Source organism: Novosphingobium sp. MD-1 (assembly GCF_001014975.1).
In the GTDB taxonomy this organism is placed as follows: domain Bacteria; phylum Pseudomonadota; class Alphaproteobacteria; order Sphingomonadales; family Sphingomonadaceae; genus Novosphingobium.
This window is the reverse complement of sequence record NZ_BBXA01000020.1, coordinates 42798-64136: the sequence shown is the minus strand read 5'-3', so window position 1 is coordinate 64136 and position 21339 is coordinate 42798. Positions and strand designations below refer to the sequence as shown.

The window sequence follows — 21339 nt, the reverse complement described above, 5'->3', positions numbered from 1 at the left end:
ACCCCCCTCACGTCACTACGTCGGGCGCCGTCCGGCCTGTGTGGCGCACGATGCCGGCCACGGCGTCAGCCGCCGCGATCAGGTCGGCCAGCATGGCGGGCGTTTCGCGGTCCAGATCACCGCCGGCGGGCTCGTAGCGTTCCAGATAGACGCGCAGCGTGGCGCCTTCGGTGCCGGTGCCGGACAGGCGGAACACGATACGCGAACCGCCTTCGAACAGCACGCGCAACCCCTGGTTGGCACTGGTCGAGCCATCGACCGGATCGAGGTACGAGAAGCTGTCGGCCTGCGCGACGGTGAGCAGGCCGAAATGCTGACCCGGCAGCGTCGCCAGCTTGCCCTGCAGTTCCGCGATCAGCGCGTCGGCGATGTCCGTCGGCAGGGCTTCGTAATCGTGCCGCGCGTAATAGTTGCGGCCATAGTGCGCCCAGTGTTCGCGCGCCAGTTGGTCCACGCTGATGCCGCGCACGGCCAGGATGTTGAGCCAGAGCAGCACCGCCCACAGCCCGTCCTTTTCGCGCACATGGTCCGATCCGGTGCCGGCGCTTTCCTCGCCACAGATCGTCGCCATGCCGGCATCGAGCAGGTTGCCGAAGAACTTCCAGCCGGTGGGCGTCTCGAAGCAGGGCACGCCCAGCGCTTCTGCCACGCGGTCTGCCGCCGCGCTGGTGGGCATGGAGCGGGCGATGCCTTTCAGCCCCGCGCTGTAGCCCGGCGCCAGGTGCGCGTTGGCCGCCAGCATCGCCAGCGAATCCGACGGCGTGACGAAGCGTCCGCGCCCCACGATCAGGTTGCGGTCACCATCGCCGTCCGACGCCGCGCCGAAATCGGGCGCGTCGGGGGCGAACATCTGATCGAACAGCGCCTTGGCGTGGACCATGTTCGGATCGGGATGATGCCCGCCGAAATCGGGTAGCGGCGTGCCGTTGCGCACGGTGCCGGCCGGAAAGCCCAGCCGGTTTTCGAGGATTTCGATCGCATAGGGGCCGGTCACCGCGCTCATCGCGTCGAACGCCATGGTAAAGCCGCTGGCCACGGCCTGCCGGATCGCGCCGAAATCGAACAGCCTTTCCATGAGATCGGCATAATCCGCCACGGGATCGATGATCGACACGATCGTATCGGCCACCGCGCTGGAACCGCAGGTGTCGAGATCAACGTCTTCGGCATCCACCGTCAGCCAACGGTCGATCACTTGCGTGCGGGCATAGACCGCCTCGGTCACGCTTTCGGGCGCGGGGCCGCCGTTGGCGGTGTTGTACTTGATCCCGAAATCCTCGTCCGGGCCGCCGGGGTTGTGGCTGGCCGAAAGGATCAGGCCGCCCGATGCCTCGTACTTGCGGATGACGTGGCTGGCGGCGGGGGTCGAAAGGATCCCGCCCTTGCCCACCAGCACGCGGCCATAGCCGTTGGCGGCGGCGATGCGGATCGCCTGCTGGATCACGGTGCGGTTGTGGTAGCGCCCGTCCCCGCCGATCACCAACGTGGCGCCGGGTGCCGGCTGCACCACGTCGAACACCGCCTGGATGAAGTTTTCCGCGTAGTTGGGCTGCGCAAAGACCTTCACCTTCTTGCGCAGGCCGGACGTTCCCGGCTTCTGTCCGGCATAGGGCGAACTCGGAACGGTAACGGTCATCGGTCCTCCGCGATCAGTTCGGAATAGAGGTCGGCATAGGCCTTGCCGCTGCGGCTCCATGAGAAATCCGCTTTCATGCCATTGCGTTGCAGGCTCTGCCACAGGTCTGGCTGGCGGTGCAGCGCGGCGGCGCGGCTGATCGCCTCGGTCAGCGCCTGCCAGTGGACGCCGGTGAACTGGATGCCCGTGGCGACGCCGGCATTGGTGGCGGCAAGGTTGGCGTCGATCACCGTATCGGCCAGCCCGCCGGTGCGCGCCACCACCGGCACGCAGCCATAGGCGAGGCCATAGAGCTGGGTCAGGCCGCAAGGCTCGAAGCGGCTGGGCACGAGAATCGCGTCGCCCCCCGCCTGCATCCGGTGCGACAACGCCTCGTCATAGCCGACGCGCACGGCGACGCGGCCGGGATGGCGCGCGGCGGCCTGGTGGAAGCCCGTTTCCAGCGCCGCATCGCCCGACCCCAGCAGGGCGAGGCGCCCGCCGATGCCGACGAGATGGTCGATCGCTTCGAGCAGGACGTCCATGCCCTTCTGCCAGGTGAGCCGGCTGATCACCACGAACAGCGGACCATCGCCGGGTTCCAGCGCGAACTCCTGCTCCAGCGCCCGTTTGTTGGCGGCGCGCTTTGCCAGCGTGCGAGCGCTGAAATTCGCCTTGAGCGCGGGATCTGCCTGCGGGTTCCATTGGTCCGTATCGATGCCGTTGACGATGCCGCGCACCCGATCGCCCCGGCTGACGATCAGCCCTTCCAGACCCATGCCGAATTCGGGCAGGCGGATTTCGCGGGCATAGGTGGGGCTGACGGTGGTGACCGCGCTGGCCGCTTCCATCCCGGCCTTTAGGAAGCCGACGCCGCCGTGGTATTCGACGCCGTCCATGGCCCAGGCCTGGTGCGGCAGGCCGAGCAGCGGGAACAGATCGCCTCCGAAATAGCCCTGGAACGCCATGTTGTGAATGGTCATCACCGAAGGCAGGGCCTTGCCGCCGAACGGCGCGAACCGCAGGTAGGCAAGCGCCATGCCCGCTTGCCAGTCATGCGCGTGAACCAGGTCGAAGCCGTGCCTCTTCACCGCGCCGCCGGCGATGTCGGCCGCCGCGCGCCCGAACGCGGCATAGCGCCGCCAGTTGTCGCCCCAGTCGTAGCCGAAGGGATCGACATAGGGGCCGCCTTCGCGCTGGAAGAGGCGCGGCGCGTCCAGCACCAGCAGCGGATGATCGCCCAGCTTGCCGGCCAGCAGCCGCGCCGGCTCCCCCAGCAGGGAATCCCAGGCGTGGATGGCCTTCGCCTTGCCAAGCGCCTTCAACACCGCCGGATAGCCCGGCAGCAGCGTGGTCATCTCCACGCCATGCGGGGCCAATGCATCGGGTAGCGCGCCGGCCACATCGGCCAGACCGCCGGTTTTCACCAGCGGCACGGCTTCGGAGGTGACGGACAGGACGCGAATCGTCATGCCAGGCGCTCTATCATGTCCTTGGTGATCAGGCAGACGCCGTTGTCGGTGCGGCGGAAGCGGCGTGCGTCGAGTTCGGGATCCTCGCCGACGACCAGTCCTTCGGGAATGCGCACGCCCGAATCGAGGATCACGCGGCTGAGCCGCGCACCGCGCCCGATGTTGCAATAGGGCAGGATCACCGCTTCCTCGCACGACGAGAAACTGCCCATCTTCACGCCGGTAAACAGCAGGCTGCGCCGCGCCAGCGCGCCCGAAACGATGCAGTCCTGCGAGATCAGCGAGGAGATCGCCATGCCGCGCCGCCCTTCCTCGTCATGCACGAACTTGGCGGGCGCGGCGATGATCTGGTCGGTCCAGATCGGCCAGTCGCGATCGTACATGTTCAGCTTGGGCACGGTGTCGGTCAGGTCGAGATTGGCTTCGAAATAGGCGTCCAGCGTGCCCACGTCGCGCCAGTATTCCTCGATCTCCTCCGCCGCGCGGATGCAGCTGGCGGTGAAGCGGTGAGCCACGGCCTTCCCGTGCTTCACGATGTAGGGGATGATGTCGTTGCCGAAATCGCGCTGCGAATCCGGGGTTTCGGCATCGCGGCGCAACTGGTCGAACAGGAACTTCGTCTCGAACACGTAGATGCCCATGGAGGCGAGCGAGAAACCGGGGTTGCCGGGAATGCCGGGCGGGTCCTTCGGCTTTTCGACGAAGGCGGTGATCGCGTCGTTTTCGTCCACCGCCATCACGCCGAAACCGGTGGCGTCCTTGCGCGGCACGACAAGGCAGCCGATCGTGACGTCCGCGCCCGAGTTGACGTGCTGGCGCAGCATCATCTCGTAGTCCATCTTGTAGATGTGGTCGCCGGCCAGGATGACCATGTATTTCGGCGCGTGGGCCTGGATGATGTCGATGTTCTGGTAGACCGCGTCGGCGGTGCCTTCGTACCACAGCATTTCCGAGATGCGCTGCGAAGCGGGCAGGATGTCGAAGCTTTCGTTGCGTTCTGGGCGCATGAAGTTCCACGCGCGCTGCATGTGGCGGATCAGCGAATGCGCCTTGTACTGCGTGGCCACGCCGATGCGGCGGATGCCTGAATTGATCGCGTTGGACAGGGCGAAATCGATGATGCGGCTCATCCCGCCGAAATAGACCGCCGGCTTGGCGCGGTTGTCGGTCAGTTCGCGAAGGCGGCTGCCGCGCCCCCCGGCCAGCACATAGGCCATCGCATCGCGCGCCAGCGGCTGCCCGTATGTTTCCCGTGCCATGTCCTCTGCCCCTTTCTGTTCAGCCTTCGTATTCGAAATAGAGTGTCGCCAGCGGCGGCAGCACCACCAGCGCCGCGCCGTCGTGCGCGGTGATGTGGCCCATGTTGCCCCGGCCGCTGCCGCCATAGACGGCGGCGTCGCTGTTCAGCACCTCGCGCCATGCGCCGTCGTGCGGCAGCGGCAGGCGGTAGTGATCGTGGACGGCGGGCGTCATGTTGCAGACCACGGCCACCGGCTTCTGCCCCGGCGCCTTGCGCAGCCAGGCGAAGACCGAGGCGAGCGCATCGTCCACGACCAGCCAGGAAAAGCCTTCCGCCTCGCAATCGCGCGCGTGCATAGCCGGGGTGGACGTGTAGGCACGGTTGATGTCGCGCACCCAGCGGCGGACGCCCTCGTGCGCGGGCGCTTCCAGCAGCTCCCAGTCGAGCGAACGCGCCTCGCTCCATTCGCGACGCTGGGCGAATTCCTGCCCCATGAACAGCAGCTTCTTGCCGGGATAGCCCCACATCATTCCGTAGTAGGCGCGCAGCGAGGCGAACTTCTGCCAGTCGTCCCCGCTCATCTTGGTCAGCAGGGAGCCTTTGCCGTGGACCACCTCGTCATGGCTCAGCGGCAGCACGAAATTCTCGCTGAAGGCATAGACCAGACCGAAGGTGATCTCGTCGTGATGGTAGCGGCGGTGGACCGGCTCGCGCGCCATGTACTGCAGCGTATCGTGCATGAAGCCCATGTTCCACTTGAACCCGAAGCCCAGGCTGGTGGCGCCGGGGCCGCCATCGCCCACCGGCAGCGTCACCCCCGGCCAGGCGGTCGATTCCTCGGCCACGGTCACGAAGCCGGGATGGCTGCCATAGACCGCCTTGTTCATCTTCTGGAGGAAGGCCACCGCTTCCCAGTTCTCGCGCCCGCCCTGTTCGTTGGGAATCCATTCCCCGGCCTCGCGCGAATAATCGCGGTACAGCATCGAGGCGACCGCATCCACGCGCAGCCCGTCGACATGGTACTGTTCGGCCCAGAACAGCGCGTTGTTGACCAGGAAGCTGGACACTTCGCGCCGCCCGAAGTTGTAGATCGCGGTGTTCCAGTCGGGATGGAAACCCAGCCGCGGGTCTTCGTGCTCGTACAGCGCGGTGCCGTCGAACCGGGCAAGGCCGTGCTCGTCGGTGGGGAAGTGCGCCGGCACCCAGTCGATCAGCACGGACACGCCCGCGCGGTGCGCGCCATCGACGAAGCGGGCGAACCCGTCCGGCCCGCCGAAGCGCGCGGATGGCGCGTAGAGGCCGGTCGTCTGGTAGCCCCAGCTCGGGTCATAGGGATGTTCGCTGACCGGCAGGAACTCGATATGGGTAAAACCCATGTCGACGACATAGGGAATCAGCAGGTCGGCCAGTTCGTCCCAGGTGTGGAACGCGTCCTCGCCGGGCTTGCGCCACGATCCGGGATGAACCTCGTAGATCGACATCGGTTCGCGCCGGGCATCGACCGAGGCCCAGTGCGCGCGGTGCGCGGCATCGCCCCAATCAGGCTTGGCCGGACGCGCGGTAAGCGAGGCCGTTTTCGGCCGCATTTCCGACGCGAAGGCGAAGGGGTCGGCCTTGAGCGGCTGGACCTTTCCGGTCGGGCCGACGATGCGGTACTTGTAGGCTTGGCCCGGCCCCACATCGGGCACGAAGATCTCCCACACGCCGATGTCCGCGCGCTTGCGCATGGGGTGGCAGCGGTGATCCCAGCCGTTGAAATCGCCCACCACGGCAACATGCCGGGCGTTGGGCGCCCAGACCGCGAAATGCACGCCGGGCACGCCTTCGTGCTCGATGCAGTGCGCGCCCATCTTGTCGAACAGGCGGAAATGGGTGCCTTCGTTGATCAGGAAATCGTCCAGCGGCCCCAGCACCGGGCCGAACGAGAACGCGTCGGTCACCCACCATTCGTGCGTGCTGGCCTTGCAGCGGTACTTGACCGGCTGCGCCTTGCCCGTCACCGCGCCTTCGAACAGACCGCGCCCGTCCACGCGTTCCAGCGTGCCGAGCTTGCGGCCTTTCAGCGAACAGGCGGTCACCTCTTCCGCACCGGGCAGGAAGGCGCGGGCGAACGCGCCTTCCGGACCCTGATGCACTCCCAGAAGCGAAAACGGATCGGCGTGCGTCCCGCTGAGCAGGGCTTCGATGGCGCGCGCCGATGGCTTCATGATGCTCCTCAGACTCCCCAGATCTCGCGGGCATATTCGGCGATCGTCCGGTCGGACGAGAACCAGCCTACGTTGGCAATGTTGCGGATTGCCGCCGCCCGCCAGCCGGCCGGGTCTTCCCAGCGTCGATCCACCGCGCGCTGCGCAGCGGCGTAGCTGTCGAAATCGGCCGCGACCATGAACCAGTCGCTGTCGTAGAGGCCGCCCATCAGGCCGGCGTAGCGCTCCGGATCGTCGGGGGAGAACACGCCGGTGGCGATGGCAGACACCGCCTGCTGCAATTCGCGCGAACCCTCGATCACCTCGCGCGGGTTGTAGCCCTGCGCGCGCTTGGCCAGCACTTCCTCCGCCGTCAGGCCGAAGATGACGATGTTGTCGTCGCCGACGCGATCCTTGATCTCGATGTTCGCGCCATCGAGCGTGCCGATGGTCAGCGCGCCGTTCAGCGCGAACTTCATGTTGCCGGTGCCCGATGCTTCCATGCCGGCGGTGGAGATCTGTTCCGAAAGGTCCGCCGCCGGAATCAGCCGTTCCGCCAGCGAAACGTTGTAGTTGGGCACGAACACCACCTTGAGCAGCCCGCCCACGGCCGGATCGGAATTGACGCGCCGGGCGATGTCGTTAGCCAGTTTGATGATCAGCTTGGCGTTGTGATAGCTCGACGCCGCCTTGCCACCGAAGATCTTTACGCGCGGAACCCAGTCGCGTTCCGGGTGGCTGCGGATTTCGTCGTAAAGCGCCACCGTCTCGATCAGGTTCAGCAACTGGCGCTTGTATTCGTGGATGCGCTTGATGTGCACGTCGAACAGTGCATCGGGATCGAGCCGTACGCCGGTGATCGCCTTGATGTGCGCGGCCAGCGCCACCTTGTTCGACCGTTTCACTTCCGCGATGCGCTCGCCCAGCAGCTTGTCGTCCGCCAGCGCGTTCAGTTCGACCAGCTTTTCCGCGTCATCGAGGAAGCCGTCGCCGATGGCGTCCTTCAGCACGGAGACCAGGCCGGGGTTGCATTGCTGCAGCCAGCGGCGCGGGGTGACGCCGTTGGTCTTGTTGTTGATGCGATCGGGATAGAGCTTGTGCAGGTCGGAAAAGACCGTGCTCTTCATCAGTTCGGTGTGCAGCGCGGCCACGCCGTTGACGCTGTGCGCGCCGCTGAAGGCAAGGTTCGCCATGCGCACGCGCCGTTCTCCGCCTTCGTCGATCAGGCTGATCGCCGAAATCGCGCCATCGTCCAGCCCGGCCTTGCGCGCTTCGCGCAGCACGCGCGAATTGATCGCGTAGATGATTTGCATGTGGCGCGGCAGCAACCGTTCGAACAGCGGCAGCGGCCAGGATTCGAGCGCTTCGGGCAGCAGCGTGTGGTTGGTGTAGCCGACCGTACGCTTGGTGACGTCCCACGCCTCGTTGAATTCAAGCCCGTGTTCGTCGAGCAGCAGGCGCATGATTTCCGCGACCGCAACGGCGGGGTGCGTATCGTTGAGCTGGATCGCCGCCTTGTCGGGCAGGGTGCGCACGTCGCCGTTGTATTGCGCGTGGCGGCGCACGATGTCCTGGATCGAGGCGGAGGTGAAGAAGAACTCCTGCCGCAGCCGCAGTTCCTGCCCGGCGGCGGTGGAATCGGCGGGGTACAGCACGCGCACCAGCGCATCGGCGCGGGCTTCTTCCACCAGCGCGCCCACGTGGTCGCCGGCGTTGAATCGGTCCAGCCGGATCGGATCGAGCGCGGCGGCGGTCCACAGGCGCAGGGTGTTCACGCGCTTGCCCTTGTACCCCACCACCGGCGTATCGATGGCATAGGCTTCGATCTGTTCGGCCGGTTTCCACACCACGCCTTCGCCATCGTCGACGACCTCGCCGCCGAAGCCGATGCGGTAGGAACTTTCGCGCCGGTCGAACTCCCAGGGGTTGCCGTGGCTCAGCCAGGTTTCCGGCAGCTCGACCTGCCAGCCATCGTCGATGCGCTGGCGGAACATGCCGTTCTTGTAGCGGATGCCGTAGCCGTAGGCCGGGATGTCGAGGCTGGCGAGGCTTTCCATGAAGCACGCGGCCAGCCGGCCAAGGCCACCGTTGCCCAGCGCCGCGTCCGGCTCCAGATCTTCCAGCGCGGCCAGGTCCAGACCGTGTTCGCGCAGCGCCTTTTCCATGTCGCGCGTCATGCCCATGTTGGACAGCGCGTCACGCAGCAAGCGGCCGATCAGGAATTCGAGGCTGAGATAATAGACCCGCTTGCCGCTTTCGGCATAGGTCTTGCGGGTCGATTCCATCCAGCGGTCGATCACGTGGTCGCGCAGCGTGAGCACGGTGGCGGTGAACCAGTCGTGCGGCTTGGCGGCGCGTTCGTCCTTGCCGACGCGATGGCGCAGCACATCGATGATATGGGCGTCGATCTCGGCAGCCGTGGAAGTGATCTCGAGGCTCATGGAACAAGCTCCACCCTGAAGGCCCGGCCGACCGGCATGACGCAAACGTCCGTCCGACCGGGCATGTTATCCCGGCCTTTCTCTGACACCGGCCCCCCGACCGACTTGCGCCGGAGCACGCCCGTTCCGGATTGCCTCCGGTTTTCGCCGTGCCGCCCGGGGTGCCTCCCCCGCAGGAGGCTCTCCCGAATCGATGGGTATGACAGAGGAGCGCGGTTCGACAAGGCGCGATAATGCTGCGGTGCAAAAAATTGAGCCATTGTGGCGCGTGCAAGACTGGATCCGGCCGTGGCGCAGCGCTTCGCTTTCATGCCCCCACTCCCGTTCGGTTCATGCCCCCACTCCCGTTCGGGCCGGCGGCGATGCCGGCGCGGATCTTGTCGTCATGATCCCCCTACGCGGCCGCATGGGCTATGTCTGCCCATGCGGCGCGGGAAATACGTCTGCGCGCGTTCAGCGGATGTCGACGCGCAGCCCCGCCCAGACCGTGCGCGGCGTGCCAAGATCGATCGAACCGGCGGCGTTGCGGGTCACGATCTCGGCATCGGTCAGGTTCTCCCCGCGCAGGATCAGGCTGAACGGCCCCGCCAGTGGCACGCGGGCGAAGGCGTCCAGTGTCGTCGCGGCTTTCAGCGTGTCGGTCTGGAGATCGTCCTCGTATTGCGCGCCGACATGGCGCAGCGTCATCGCCAGCGTCCAGCGCGGGGCGGGCTGCCATGACAGCGTGCCGCTGGCGGCGATCTTCGGCGTCTGCGCGGGGCGGAGGCCGTTGAGCGCGAACGCCGCGCCGCTGGCTTCGACCTTGGCGTCGGTGAGCGCCAGCGATCCGTCGAACGCGAACTGCCCCAGCTTGACCGACGTGCCCAGCTCCAGCCCGCGCGCGCGGATGGCATCGACGTTCTGGCGCTGGCGGGTGTTGGTGGCGACCGTTACATTGGCGATGGCGTGTTCCACCCGGTCCTGGAAGGCGGTAAACGTGAAGGTCACGGCCGGAATCGGGGTGAAATCGAAGCCGGCCTGATAGCCGACCAGCCGTTCGTTGCGCAGGCCGGGGTTGGCCTGTGTCACGATGGGAAACACGGTGAAGGTGCGATAGAGTTCGTTCAGCGTCGGCTGGCGCAGCCCGGTGTAGGCGGCGGCGCGCAGGGCAAGGCCATGGCCCGCATGGATCACCGCGCCGCCCCGGAAACTGCCGGTCCATCCCGCGCGGTTGGCATACGTCGCAGTGCCGGTGAACACGCCCGCCGCGTTGCTGGTGACGAGATGCCCGTCGGCAATGGTCCAGCGGTCCGCCCGTGCCCCGGCGGTGAGGATCACCGGGCCAAGCGTCCAGTCGTCTTCGGCGAACAGCCCGACATCGCTGTTGCGCCCTCCGGCGCGGCGACGCGCGGTGACCGCGCCGGTCGTCGCGTTATAAGCATCCTCGATCCCTTCGCCCGATGCCACGCGCCAGTCCGTGCCCAGCCGCAGCACGTGCGCGCCGCCCACCGGCGGGCGCAGTTCGGCCTTGCCGCCCCATCCGGTTGTGGGGGTGCGGCGCTGGTCCAGCGTCTTGCGATAGCTGGTGGAGCTGATGGCGATATTGTTGAAATCGCGCGCCTGAACGTAGGTGAGGACATCGAACTGCCAGCGCCCCCGCCCGATCAGGCGCAGGCTGGCGTCCTGCCCGCTCGATCCCGTGTCCGCGCCAGCGAAGCGGAGGGTGCGGTTGTCCTCGAAGGCCAGCAGACGGACTTGAAGCTCGGTATCGGGACCGACCGGCGCGACGCCGCGGATGCCGGCCGACCAGCTTTCGTACCGCGCCCGCACGCTGGCGGGCACGCGCTGCGCCACCGGGGTGGTCCAGAAGCCCTGGCCGCGATCCCAGCGACCGCTGACCACGGCGAAGCCCTGACCCAGCTTCGGCGCGAAGGTGCCGGATGTTTCCGTTTCGCCCCGATCGTTGGCCAGCGCGCTGGCGCTGACGAGGCCGAGCTGATCGGCATTCGCGCTGCTCAGTTCGATCGTGCCCGCCACCGCGCCCGCACCGAACGCGCCCGCGCCGCCCCCGCGTGTGACACGCGCCGAGGCCAGCCGCTCGGGCGCGATGGCGCTCAACGGGATATAGCCGAAAAACGGGTCCGCCATGGGCACGCCATCGAGCAGGACGAGCGTGCGGCTGGTGGCGTTGCCGCCGAGCGCGCGCAGCGTGACCCCTTGCGATGACGGGTTGGACGAGCGGCTGTCGGAACGGCGGAACTGCTGGAAGCCCGCCGCCGAGGACAGCGCGTCCTCGATCCGGCCCGATGCCGCGAGCAGCAGCTTTTCGCGGTCGATCTGCTGGACGTCGTAGGCCGCGGTGGCGGGCGCATCGATCAGTCCGCGACCGGTGACGACGATCGCCTGCGCCGGACCTTGCGACGCATCGGCGGGTGCCTCCTGCGCCGGGGCGATGGTTGGCAGGAGTGCGGCAAGCGGCAAGGCAAGGGCAGGGCGGGCAAACGGCCGCATGGGCGAACTCAACTCCTCTTGGTTCCGGGAACCGGCCGGACGAAGGCCTCCCGGGGCACCGGGAAAGGCGCGTCGGCACGCCTAGCCGAATGCGGGCGTTTCGCCAGCCGGATTCGCGCTGCGGAGGGCATTTTGCGGGCGCCTGCGGCCCGCTCTGGCATGGTGCGGTGCGGAAACTTCCACTCACTAGGGCGAGTCGCGGCGGTTGAGCATTCGGCAAATGACGTATGTTGAATGCTCTATCTCATAATACTCTTTTGCCAGATCGTAACACTGTGCGAGGAAATATGTCCGCTCAAAGGCTAACCCATGTCGAGCCCGATGTCGTTGCTCGGATGGCGTCGGTGATCCACTGCCAGAAGCCCGAAGTGATCCAAGCGAACTTCGGAATCGGCCTGAATACGTGGGTTAAGCTGCGGGAAGGAAAGGCGATTCGCCATTCCGTCGCGATCCGGCTGCTCCAGCGCCTGCAGCGTGATCATCTGATCTGAACCTCCGCGCGATCGGGCATTTTTGTGCCCGTTCCCGATTTCGTACAATCGTCCTGAATCTGTTCGGGAGGGGTTGAGTTCATCGCGTTTGCGATGCACAATCCAAAATGGCGCAACACACAATGCCCGGCGCCTGGGGTCGATAAAGTACAATGTCCGATGCGTTGGGGAGGGGGCCGGCGCATAATGCCGTGTCCCCTGACAGATTAGGAACTGCCATACCGCCGTTCAGGGTGAGGGACCTTTGAACGCGATGCCGCATCGCCTGCCGTCCGGAGCTGACGCTGCTTGGCGTGGCCCGCGGTCACGCGCGAGCGCTTGGTCATTCCTGCAGGGCGGACACTTCCCCGCACCCCGCGCTGTGGCGCTGGCGGTTTGCGCGCTGGCCGCGGTCGCGCTCATCGTCGGGGCCGAGCTTTTCGAGAACGGTTCGACGCTGTTTCACGTCCTCGCGGCGCTGGCCGTGCTGTGCCTTGCCGGCGTTGCGGTTCTGGGCTGGCGCAGCGGCAGGGTTTCCGCGCCCGTCAACAGCCCGGTCGACACCGTTCCGGAACTGGTGGACCTGCTGCGCGACAAGGAAGCCGCCGAGGCCGCCAATGCGGCCAAGAGCCGCTATCTGGCCAATGTCAGCCATGAAATCCGCTCTCCACTGAACGCGATCTATGGCTACGCCCAACTCGTGGAGCATGAAGCGGGGGTCGACCCGCAGGAAGCGGCCCGCGTCATCCGGCGCAGCGCCGAACACCTCACCAATCTTGTCGAGGGGCTGCTGGACATCTCGCTGGTCGAAAACGGCGTGTTGCGGGTGAACAGCGAAGTGGTGCGGCTGCCGGCGCTGATCGACCAGATCGTCTCGATGTTCCGGCCGTCGGCGGCGGTGAAGGGCCTGGCCTTCCGCTGCGAACTGCCCGAACGGCTGCCGGAATTCGTGCGGACCGATCAGAAGCGCCTGCGGCAGGTGCTGATCAACCTGCTGTCGAACGCGATCAAGTTCACCGAGACCGGGACTGTGACCCTGCGCGTGGCATGGTCCGGGCAGACGGCGGTGTTCGAGGTGATCGACACCGGGCCGGGCATCGCCGAGGCGGACCGCGAGCGCATCTTCACCCGCTACGAGCGCGCTGGCGAGAGCGGCCGGCCGCAGGATGGCGCGGGTCTGGGCCTGGCGATCACCCGCGCGATTCTCCAGATCCTGGGCGGGACGCTGGAACTTGACAGCACCCCGGGGCAGGGATCGTGCTTCCGCGTGCGGCTGATGCTGGGGCATGTCGCCGGCTATCGCGAAACCTCCGCAGCGGCGCGGCGGGTGATCGGCTACGAGGGGCACCGCCGTTCGGTGCTGGTGACCGATGACGACCCGGAACAGCGCGCATTGATGCGCCGGGTTCTCGAAGGCATCGGATTCGAGGTGACACTGGCCCCCGACGGGGCCACCGCGCTGGCGCTGAGCGATGCGCGCGCGTTCGATCTCGTTCTGCTCGATGTGTCCATGCCCGGCCTGTCCGGGTGGGAAGTGGCGGCGCGTCTGCGGCGCACGCGGGATCACGCGATGGGCGTCATCATGCTCTCGGCCAACGCCCATGAACGCCACGGGCCAGACACCGGCGCGCGCGATCACGACCTGTTTCTGGTGAAGCCGATCGAGTTCGGGGCGCTGGTCGATGCTATCGGCGCGCGCCTGAAGCTGGAGTGGATATACGAGGGGGATGCCCCGGCGGAGGTGGGCGGCTCGCCCGCGCTGCCGCTGTCGGAAGCGGCGCGCGAACATGTTGAAAAGTTGCGCGAACTGCTGCGGATCGGGCATGTAAGGGGCATGGAAGCCGAAATTAGGAAGCTTGAGGCGGCTCAGCCGGACGCGCGCGAACTGGTCGAGGCGCTGTACAACTGTCTGGATCGGTTCGACTTGTCGGGTCTCGCCAAGACCCTTGAGGGCCTCTGACATGGATCAGCGGCCGATTCGTCGTGACACCGTGCTCGTCGTCGATGACGAAGCGGATTCGCTGCGCCTGCTGACCGATACGCTGGAAGCGGGCGGGATCACCGTGCTGGTGGCGACATCGGGCGCGGCGGCGCTGGACCTGCTGGGTCACGTTGTGCCCGATCTGGTGCTGATGGACGCGGTGATGCCCGGCATGGACGGCTTCGAGACCACCGCGCGCATCAAGGCAAACCCCGAAACCGCGCACGTGCCCGTGATCTTCATGACCGGCCTCACCGAGAGCGAGCACGTGATCGAAGGGTTCGAGGTGGGCGGCGTGGACTATGTCCGCAAGCCGGTGAACGTGCACGAACTGCTGGCGCGCGTGCGCGTTCACATGGGCCACGCGCGCGCGGTCCAGGCCAGCACGACCGGACTGGATGCCACCGGTCGCCTCATGATGGCCACCGACACGCGTGGCTTCCTGCTGTGGTGTACGCCCATGGCGGAACAGGCGATCAACCGCGTCGAGCCCGGCTGGAGCAAGGAGGACGCGCAATTGCCCGTTGCCCTGCGCAGCACGGTGGAGCGGCTGCTGACGCGCAAGGATGCGCGCGGCGCCTCGGTCCGCTTGGAGCAGGGTGACAGCGCGCTGGAACTGGTGCTGGTGGCCCAGTACCGCGAAAACGAGGTGCTGATCCGCCTGAACGAACTGAACCCGCAGGTCGATGTGGCCCGGTTGCAGGCGCGGCTGGGGCTGACCGATCGCGAGGCGGAAGTGCTGCTGTGGATCAGCTATGGCAAGTCCAACAACGTGATCAGTGACGTGCTGTCGATCAGCCCGCGCACGGTGCAGAAGCATCTGGAACGCATCTACGAAAAGCTGGGCGTGGAAACGCGCGCGGCGGCGGCGGCGATCGCGATCAAGAGCATCGGCCAGTAGCCGGAGGCCCGCCCTTGCCCCGGCTCTGAAGACGATTGCGTCGCTTGCAAATTCTTACTCTATGAGTTCGTCATTGCGAGCGTAGCGAAGCAATCCCGAGCGGCTTGAGCGTGACTCTGGATTGCTTCGTCGACTGCGTCTCCTCGCAATGACGATGGTGCGTTTGCAAAAAAGCATAAACGCCTTTTTGAAACAGCGCCGGATCGCAAGGGAAAACACGATCGCGATCCGGCCCTGCCCTGCCCGTCGGCCTGTCGGGACCCAGGGTAGTCCGGCGGCAGTCCAGCGGGTGATCTCCGCGTCCGGCACGCTTGGCGTGGTGGTCGCGCCGGATCATGCGCCGGTCCGCGAGACCTGAAAGCGGCGATCCGCCCCCGGGGCAGCGGCACTTTCCACAACACCAATTCCTGCGAACGCTTTTATGCTTTTCAATCGCGCCCGGTCTCGAACCGGCCGCGATGGCAACCCTGTGCGGGATAGAAAACCAAGCTATGCAGCGATGTCCGGATCGACAAGGGGAGCGTGCAAAAATCCGTCATAGCCGGTTTCCGCCAACCTTGCCCGCGCAACGTCGCTCGTCCATCAGGGGCGTGGGAGAAGCGCGCTATGATGACCATGCAGGCCCTTGAGGTATCCACGCTGACGCCTGATCTGACCGGCCTTGGCATCGTCGCCAGGCCCGTTCCCGAACCGGGCGACGGGCAGGTGCTGGTCCGGATCGAGGCGGCGGCGCTGGGTTTTCCCGACCTGCTGATGACGCGCGGCGGCTATCAGGCGAAGCCGCCGTTGCCGTTCGTGCCGGGCATGGAGGCGGCGGGGACGGTGGTGGCCGTGGGCGCCGGCGCGGAATGGGATGAGGGCGCACGGGTCATCGTCGGCGGTTTGACCGGGGGGTGCGCGCAATTCGGCGTCCACGCCACCGATGCGATCGTGCCGATGCCCGATGCGCTGTCGTTCCCCGAAGCGGCCGCGTTGCGGGCGGCTTATCTTACGGCCTGGGTCGCCCTGGTGCGGTGCGGAGCGGCGCAGCCGGGGCAATGGGTGCTGATCCACGGCGCGGCCGGCGGGGTGGGGCTGGCCGCGGTCGATCTGGCGCGCGCGCTAGGGCTGCGGGTGATCGCCGTCGCCTCCAGCGAGGAAAAGCGCCGGCGCATCGCCGACCTCTATGCGCCGGAGCATGTGCTCGCCGGCCCGGTCGGCTTTCGCGAGGCCGTGCTCGAAATCACCGGCGGACGCGGCGCCGACCTTGTCTATGATCCGGTCGGGGGCGATGCGTTCGACGAATCGACGCGCTGCATCGCGTTCGGCGGCCGCCTGCTGGTGGTCGGGTTCGCCAGTGGCCGGATTCCGGACATCCGTGCCAACATTCCGCTGATCAAGGGCTTTTCGGTGGTGGGGGTGCGCGCCGGGGAGTTCGGACGCCGCTTTCCCGATCTCGGGCAGGAAAACGTGGCGGCCATCGTCAGGCTGGCCGGAGAAGGACGCATTCGTCCGCATGTTCACGCTGCGCTTGCGCTGTCGCGCTGGCGCGAGGCCTTCGAGGCGATGGAAACCCGTACGGTCATCGGACGCACGGTGCTGTTGCCGCACGCGGATTGATTCCGCGAGGCAGGAGTGGGCGCAAAAAAAGGGCCGCTCCGTTGCCGGGCGGCCCTGAATAGTTTGGGAGAGGATGCCTGAAAGGCCCGCCCTATGTGCGTTTCAGACCGTTTCAGCGCAAGTGCGAAAGTTAACGGAACGATTGCGTTTTTTGCACTTATTGGCGCCGAAATGCAGGCATTTCCCGGAATGGCGCGGCGAAAAAAGCGTTAAAACACGGCGTTCATTCGTATGCGCCAATTGCGGCTCACGCGGTCCGGTGCGGCCGATGCAATTCTGAAACGGAACACTTCGCGGCTTTTCGCCCGGGGTTTCGCACCTGCAGGCACGACATGCGGCGAGGCATTGCCATGCCCCGACTCAATTGCTATGAAATATAACATATTGGGAGAGTCGCTCATGATCTTCGAACGTTTGAACCCCCTGACGGGCGCGGTCGCCTCCACTGCGGAAGCCATGAAAGCGGGCGATATTCCCGCCATAGCGGCGAAGGCCGGCGCGGCTTACCCGGCATGGGCGGCGATGGGGCCGAATGCCCGGCGCGCGGTGCTGATGAAAGCCGCCGCCGCGCTCGAGGCGCGTAAGGATGCGTTCGTCGAGGCGATGATGGGCGAGATCGGCGCCACCGCCGGCTGGGCGATGTTCAACCTTGGTCTTGCTGCCAGCATGGTGCGCGAGGCGGCGGCGCTGACCACGCAGATCGCCGGCGAGGTGATTCCGTCGGACAAGCCCGGCTGCCTGTCGATGGCGCTGCGCGAGCCGGTGGGCGTGATCCTGGGCATCGCGCCGTGGAATGCGCCGATCATCCTGGGCGTGCGCGCCATCGCCGTGCCGCTCGCCTGCGGCAACGCCGTGATCCTGAAGGCCAGCGAGACCTGCCCGCGCACGCACGCGCTGATTATCGAGGCTTTTGCCGAGGCTGGCTTCCCCGATGGCGTGGTCAACGTGGTGACCAACACGCCGGCGGATGCGGCCGAGGTGGTGGGCGCGCTGATCGATGCGCCGGAAGTGAAGCGCATCAACTTCACCGGTTCCACCGCGGTCGGCAAGATCATCGCCAAGCGCGCGGCCGAGCATCTCAAGCCCTGCCTGCTCGAACTGGGTGGCAAGGCTCCCCTGCTGGTGCTGGAAGACGCCGATCTGGACGAGGCGGTGAAGGCGGCCGCGTTCGGCGCGTTCATGAACCAGGGCCAGATCTGCATGTCGACGGAGCGGATCATCGTGGTCGATGCCGTGGCGGACGAATTCGCGCGCCGCTTCCGCGATAAGGTCGCCGCCATGCCGGTGGGCGATCCGCGCCAGGGCACCACGCCGCTGGGCGCGGTGGTCGATGCCAGGACCGTCGCGCATTGCCGCGCGCTGATCGACGACGCGCTGGCCCAGGGCGCCGAACTGCTCGTGGGCGGGGAAACCGAACAGGGCGTGCTGATGCCGGCGCATGTGGTCGACGGCGTGACGCAGGATATGAATCTGTTCCGCGATGAAAGCTTCGGGCCGGTGGTTGGCGTCATCCACGCGCGCGATACCGAACATGCGATCGAACTGGCTAACGACAGCGAATATGGCCTGTCCGCCGCCGTCTTCACCAGGGACATCGCCAAGGGCCTGTCCGTCGCCCGCCGCATCCATTCGGGCATCTGCCACGTCAATGGCCCGACGGTGCACGACGAGGCGCAGATGCCCTTCGGCGGCGTCGGCGCATCGGGCTACGGCCGTTTCGGCGGCAAGGCCGGCATCGACAGCTTCACGGAGCTGCGCTGGATCACGGTCGAGACCCAGCCGGGGCACTTCCCGATCTGATTTCCCGAACATTCTTCCGAACATTCCCATCGAAAGGACAAGAACATGGCTGACCAGCCCGCCGTCGAGCGCGCCGAAGAAGATACCGTTGCCTTCACCGTCGAGAACGGCATCGCCTGGGTGAAGTTCAACCGCCCGGAAAAGCGCAATTGCATGAGCCCCAAGCTGAATCGCCAGATGGGCCGCGTGATCGCCGATCTGGAATTCCGCGATGACGTGAAGGTGCTGGTGCTGACCGGCGAGGGCGATGCCTGGTCCGCGGGCATGGACCTCAAGGAATACTTCCGCGAGACCGAGGCGCAGGGCCTCGGAGCGATCCGCAAGTCGCAGCGCGAAGCCTATTCGTGGTGGGAACGCCTGCGCTGGTACGAAAAGCCGACGATCGCGATGATCAACGGCTGGTGCTTCGGCGGCGGCTATGGCCCGCTGTTCGCCTGCGACATCGCGATCGCCGCGGAAGACGCGCAGTTCGGCCTTTCGGAAATCAACTGGGGCATCCTGCCGGGCGGCGGCGCGTCGAAGGTCGCAGCCGATCTCATGCCGCTGCGCAAGGCGATGTACCATGCGATGATGGGCGAGAACCTGACCGGCAAGCAGGCCGCGGAACAGGGCCTGGTGACCGAGGCGGTGCCCGCCGACCAGCTCAAGGCGCGCGTGCTCGAAGTGGCCGAAGCGCTGTGCAAGAAGGACGGCCATGCCCTGCGCGCCACCAAGTGGGCGGTGCGCCGCATGACCGAGATGACCTACGACAACGCGCAGGATTACCTGATCCGCGCGCAGGAAGCGCTGCACAACTTCGGCGGCGTGGAAGCGCGCAAGGAAGCGACCCGTCAGTTCCTGGACGAAAAGAGCTTCAAGCCCGGCCTCGGCACGTTCGACGCGAGCAAGGTCAAGCGCTGATCCGCTTTCCCGCGGAAGCGATGGATGCCCCGGCCGTTTGCGCGGCCGGGGCATCCTGCGTTTTGGGCGCAAGAAAAATTGTTGCTTCCGCAACCGGTTGAAGCCAGCGTGCGCGCCCGAAGGAGTCGCTTGTTCATGTCCATCATCCGTACCGCTCTCGTTTCCGCGTCCGCCGTGATGGCGCTGTCCGCGGCTTCGGTTTCCACCTCTGCCAAGGAGGCGACGCATCCGCAGGCCGAAGCGCAGGCGCTTGACCTGTCAATGAAGTCCATCGCGATCCGTTCGGTGCGCGGCGAGGGCAACAAGACCATAGAGGTTGCGCGGCTTTACAAGGACACGCTGGTCAAGGCGGGCTGGGCTGACGGCGATATCGAGATCACGCCGGTCGACGACACCGCCTACCTGATCGCCACCTGGAAGGGCAGTGATCCCGCGCTCAAGCCGCTGGTCATTTCCGGGCACATGGACGTGGTCGAGGCCAAGCGCGCCGACTGGGTGCGCGATCCGTTCGGGCCGGTGGTGGAAGACGGCATCCTCTATGGCCGCGGCGCCAGCGACATGAAGTTCAGCGGCGCGCTGGCGCTGGCATCGCTGATCGAACTGCGGCGCGAAGGCTACAAGCCCAGGCGCACGATCATCATCGAATTCTCGGGCGACGAGGAAACGACGATGAAGACCAGCGGCATCATCGCCGAACGCCTCAAGGACGCCGAACTGGTGCTCAACATCGACGGCGGGGGCGGTCTGCTGGACGAAGCGACCGGCAAGCCATTGCTGTGGACCTGGGATGGCGCCGAAAAGACTTACGGCGATTTCAAGCTGGAAGTGACCAACCCCGGTGGGCACAGTTCCGCGCCGCGCGCCGAAAACGCGATCGTCCAGCTGGCGACCGCGCTGGAACGGATCGGCGCCTACCATTTCACGCCGGAACTCAACCCGCTGACCAAGGCCTTCTTCGAAAGCTCGGCGAAGTTCGATAGCGATCCGAAAATCGCGGCCGCGAAGCGCGCCTTCGCCGCCAACCCCCGGGACGAAGCCGCCATCGCCACGCTGCGCGCCAACCCGGCGACCGTGGGCATGATCGGCACGACCTGCGTGCCCACGATGGTCAACGGCGGACACGCGCTGAACGCCCTGCCGCAACGCGCCACCGCCAATATCAACTGCCGCATCTTCCCCGGACATCCGCTGCCCGAGATCATGGCGGAACTGGAGAAGGTCGCCGCTTCGCCCGCCGTCAAGTTCTCGGATGTGACCGAGGGATCGGTGGCCACCCCGGCATCGCCGATGCGGCCCGATTTCACCGCGGCGGTGGAGAAGGCGATGGCGAAGGTCTATCCGGGCGTGGCGGTGTTCCCCTCGCAATCGTCGGGCGCATCGGATTCGATGTGGTTCCGCCATGTCGGCGTGCCCAGCTATGGCGCCAGCCCGGTGTTCGGGAAGGTGTCGGAGGAGTTTTCGCACGGGCTCAACGAGCGCATCCGGCTCAGCAATATCCGCCCCGGCGTGGCGTATTACCTGAGCGTGCTGACCGACCTGAGCAAGTAGGCTCTCGCGTCCGGCATCAGGCTGGCCGGGGCGGCACGATCGTATCGAGGAAGCGGCGGGCGATCCCGCTCGCTTCCTCCACCGCAAAGCAGCCGGGCGACAGGCACAGTTCGAGCCACAGGCCGTCGACCAGCGCCGTGACCGCGATGGCGGCGCGGCGCAGTTCGCTGGCGGGGACGCCGCAGCCGGCCAGCAGGCCTTCCAGCCGTTCGCGGAAACCGGCGTACTGTTCGTCGTGCTGGCGGGCGATGTCGGGCCGCGCGGTGACGAGGCCCCAGAACGCGACCCATGTCGCCAGCAATTGCCGGTCGGCGATGCCCGGCGCGAAGCTGGCGGTGACGAACGCGTCGAGCCGGTCGCGCGCATCCGGTCCGGCCTCGCCCACCGCAGCGTCGAGCGCGCCGGTCACCATGCCGTCGACATGGGCGTAAGTCGCCGCGACCAGCGCATCCACACCGTCGAAGTAATGGTTGACGAGGCCCGGCGAAACGCCCGCCTCCTGCGCGATCGCGCGCACGCTGGCACCGGCGGTGCCGACGCGGCCCAGCACGCGCGCGCAGGCTTCGATCAGGCTCTGCCGCCGGGCGTCGGGTTCGGCGCGTTTGAAGGCCGGCTCTTTCATCTTGCGCATTCTACCTTTTGTTGTACGTTCGTTCAACAAGCTGTCGGCGGGACGGATTCGGTGGCGGATTCGGA

General features: G+C 66.6%; 14 protein-coding genes. 6 read left to right on the top strand and 8 right to left on the bottom strand.

All coding sequences use genetic code 11. The features are described 5' to 3' along the window. Positions 1–7: 7 nt before the first annotated feature. From NMD1_RS05150 to NMD1_RS21350, 7 genes are all read right to left on the bottom strand, one after another. Entirely contained in the window at positions 8–1636 is a 1629-nt protein-coding gene (locus tag NMD1_RS05150; RefSeq protein WP_125953971.1) for an alpha-D-glucose phosphate-specific phosphoglucomutase, read from the bottom strand. Further along, positions 1633–3087: a glycogen synthase GlgA gene (glgA, locus tag NMD1_RS05145; RefSeq protein WP_125953970.1), complete on the bottom strand. Its 1455-nt coding sequence runs from the start codon at positions 3085–3087 to the stop codon at positions 1633–1635. The genes NMD1_RS05150 and glgA overlap by 4 nt, the downstream gene beginning before the upstream one ends. After that, the gene (gene glgC, locus NMD1_RS05140) at positions 3084–4346 is read right to left on the bottom strand and encodes a glucose-1-phosphate adenylyltransferase (RefSeq protein ID WP_124809345.1); all 1263 of its coding nucleotides are present in this window, start codon (positions 4344–4346) and stop codon (positions 3084–3086) included. The genes glgA and glgC overlap by 4 nt, the downstream gene beginning before the upstream one ends. A 19-nt stretch (positions 4347–4365) precedes the next feature. Then, the gene (gene glgB, locus NMD1_RS05135; protein ID WP_125953969.1) at positions 4366–6534 is read right to left on the bottom strand and encodes a 1,4-alpha-glucan branching protein GlgB; all 2169 of its coding nucleotides are present in this window, start codon (positions 6532–6534) and stop codon (positions 4366–4368) included. An 8-nt stretch (positions 6535–6542) separates the two neighbouring features. Next, positions 6543–8954 (bottom strand): glycogen/starch/alpha-glucan phosphorylase, encoded by a 2412-nt coding sequence (locus NMD1_RS05130; protein ID WP_125953968.1) that lies wholly within the window; start codon positions 8952–8954, stop codon positions 6543–6545. A gap of 453 nt (positions 8955–9407) precedes the next feature. Next, positions 9408–11444: a TonB-dependent siderophore receptor gene (locus NMD1_RS05125; RefSeq protein ID WP_125953967.1), complete on the bottom strand. Its 2037-nt coding sequence runs from the start codon at positions 11442–11444 to the stop codon at positions 9408–9410. Positions 11445–11746: 302 nt separating this feature from the next. Next, a complete protein-coding gene (locus NMD1_RS21350; RefSeq protein ID WP_194918562.1) occupies positions 11747–11926 on the bottom strand; it encodes a hypothetical protein in 180 nt (59 codons plus the stop codon). Between the two features lie 370 nt (positions 11927–12296). Between NMD1_RS21350 and NMD1_RS05115 the strand changes: the two genes are divergently transcribed. The 6 genes from NMD1_RS05115 to NMD1_RS05090 all read left to right on the top strand — a co-directional run bounded on the left by NMD1_RS05115 (position 12297) and on the right by NMD1_RS05090 (position 20643). Beyond that, positions 12297–13874, top strand: a complete 1578-nt coding sequence (locus NMD1_RS05115; RefSeq protein WP_223806623.1) for an ATP-binding protein — start codon at positions 12297–12299, stop codon at positions 13872–13874. A 1-nt stretch (position 13875) separates the two neighbouring features. Next, a complete protein-coding gene (locus tag NMD1_RS05110) occupies positions 13876–14796 on the top strand; it encodes a response regulator (RefSeq protein WP_125953965.1) in 921 nt (306 codons plus the stop codon). 615 nt (positions 14797–15411) lie between these two features. Then, positions 15412–16395 (top strand): NADPH:quinone oxidoreductase family protein, encoded by a 984-nt coding sequence (locus tag NMD1_RS05105; RefSeq protein ID WP_125954151.1) that lies wholly within the window; start codon positions 15412–15414, stop codon positions 16393–16395. 399 nt (positions 16396–16794) lie between these two features. Beyond that, the gene (locus NMD1_RS05100) at positions 16795–18195 is read left to right on the top strand and encodes an aldehyde dehydrogenase (protein ID WP_125953964.1); all 1401 of its coding nucleotides are present in this window, start codon (positions 16795–16797) and stop codon (positions 18193–18195) included. A 45-nt stretch (positions 18196–18240) separates the two neighbouring features. Beyond that, positions 18241–19095, top strand: coding sequence for a p-hydroxycinnamoyl CoA hydratase/lyase (locus tag NMD1_RS05095; RefSeq protein WP_124809336.1), 855 nt, complete (start codon positions 18241–18243; stop codon positions 19093–19095). 135 nt (positions 19096–19230) lie between these two features. Next, a complete protein-coding gene (locus NMD1_RS05090) occupies positions 19231–20643 on the top strand; it encodes a M20/M25/M40 family metallo-hydrolase (RefSeq protein ID WP_125953963.1) in 1413 nt (470 codons plus the stop codon). A 16-nt stretch (positions 20644–20659) separates the two neighbouring features. Here the strand turns inward: NMD1_RS05090 and NMD1_RS05085 are convergent, their stop codons facing one another. Next, a complete protein-coding gene (locus tag NMD1_RS05085) occupies positions 20660–21274 on the bottom strand; it encodes a TetR family transcriptional regulator C-terminal domain-containing protein (RefSeq protein ID WP_233497368.1) in 615 nt (204 codons plus the stop codon). Positions 21275–21339 lie beyond the last annotated feature (65 nt).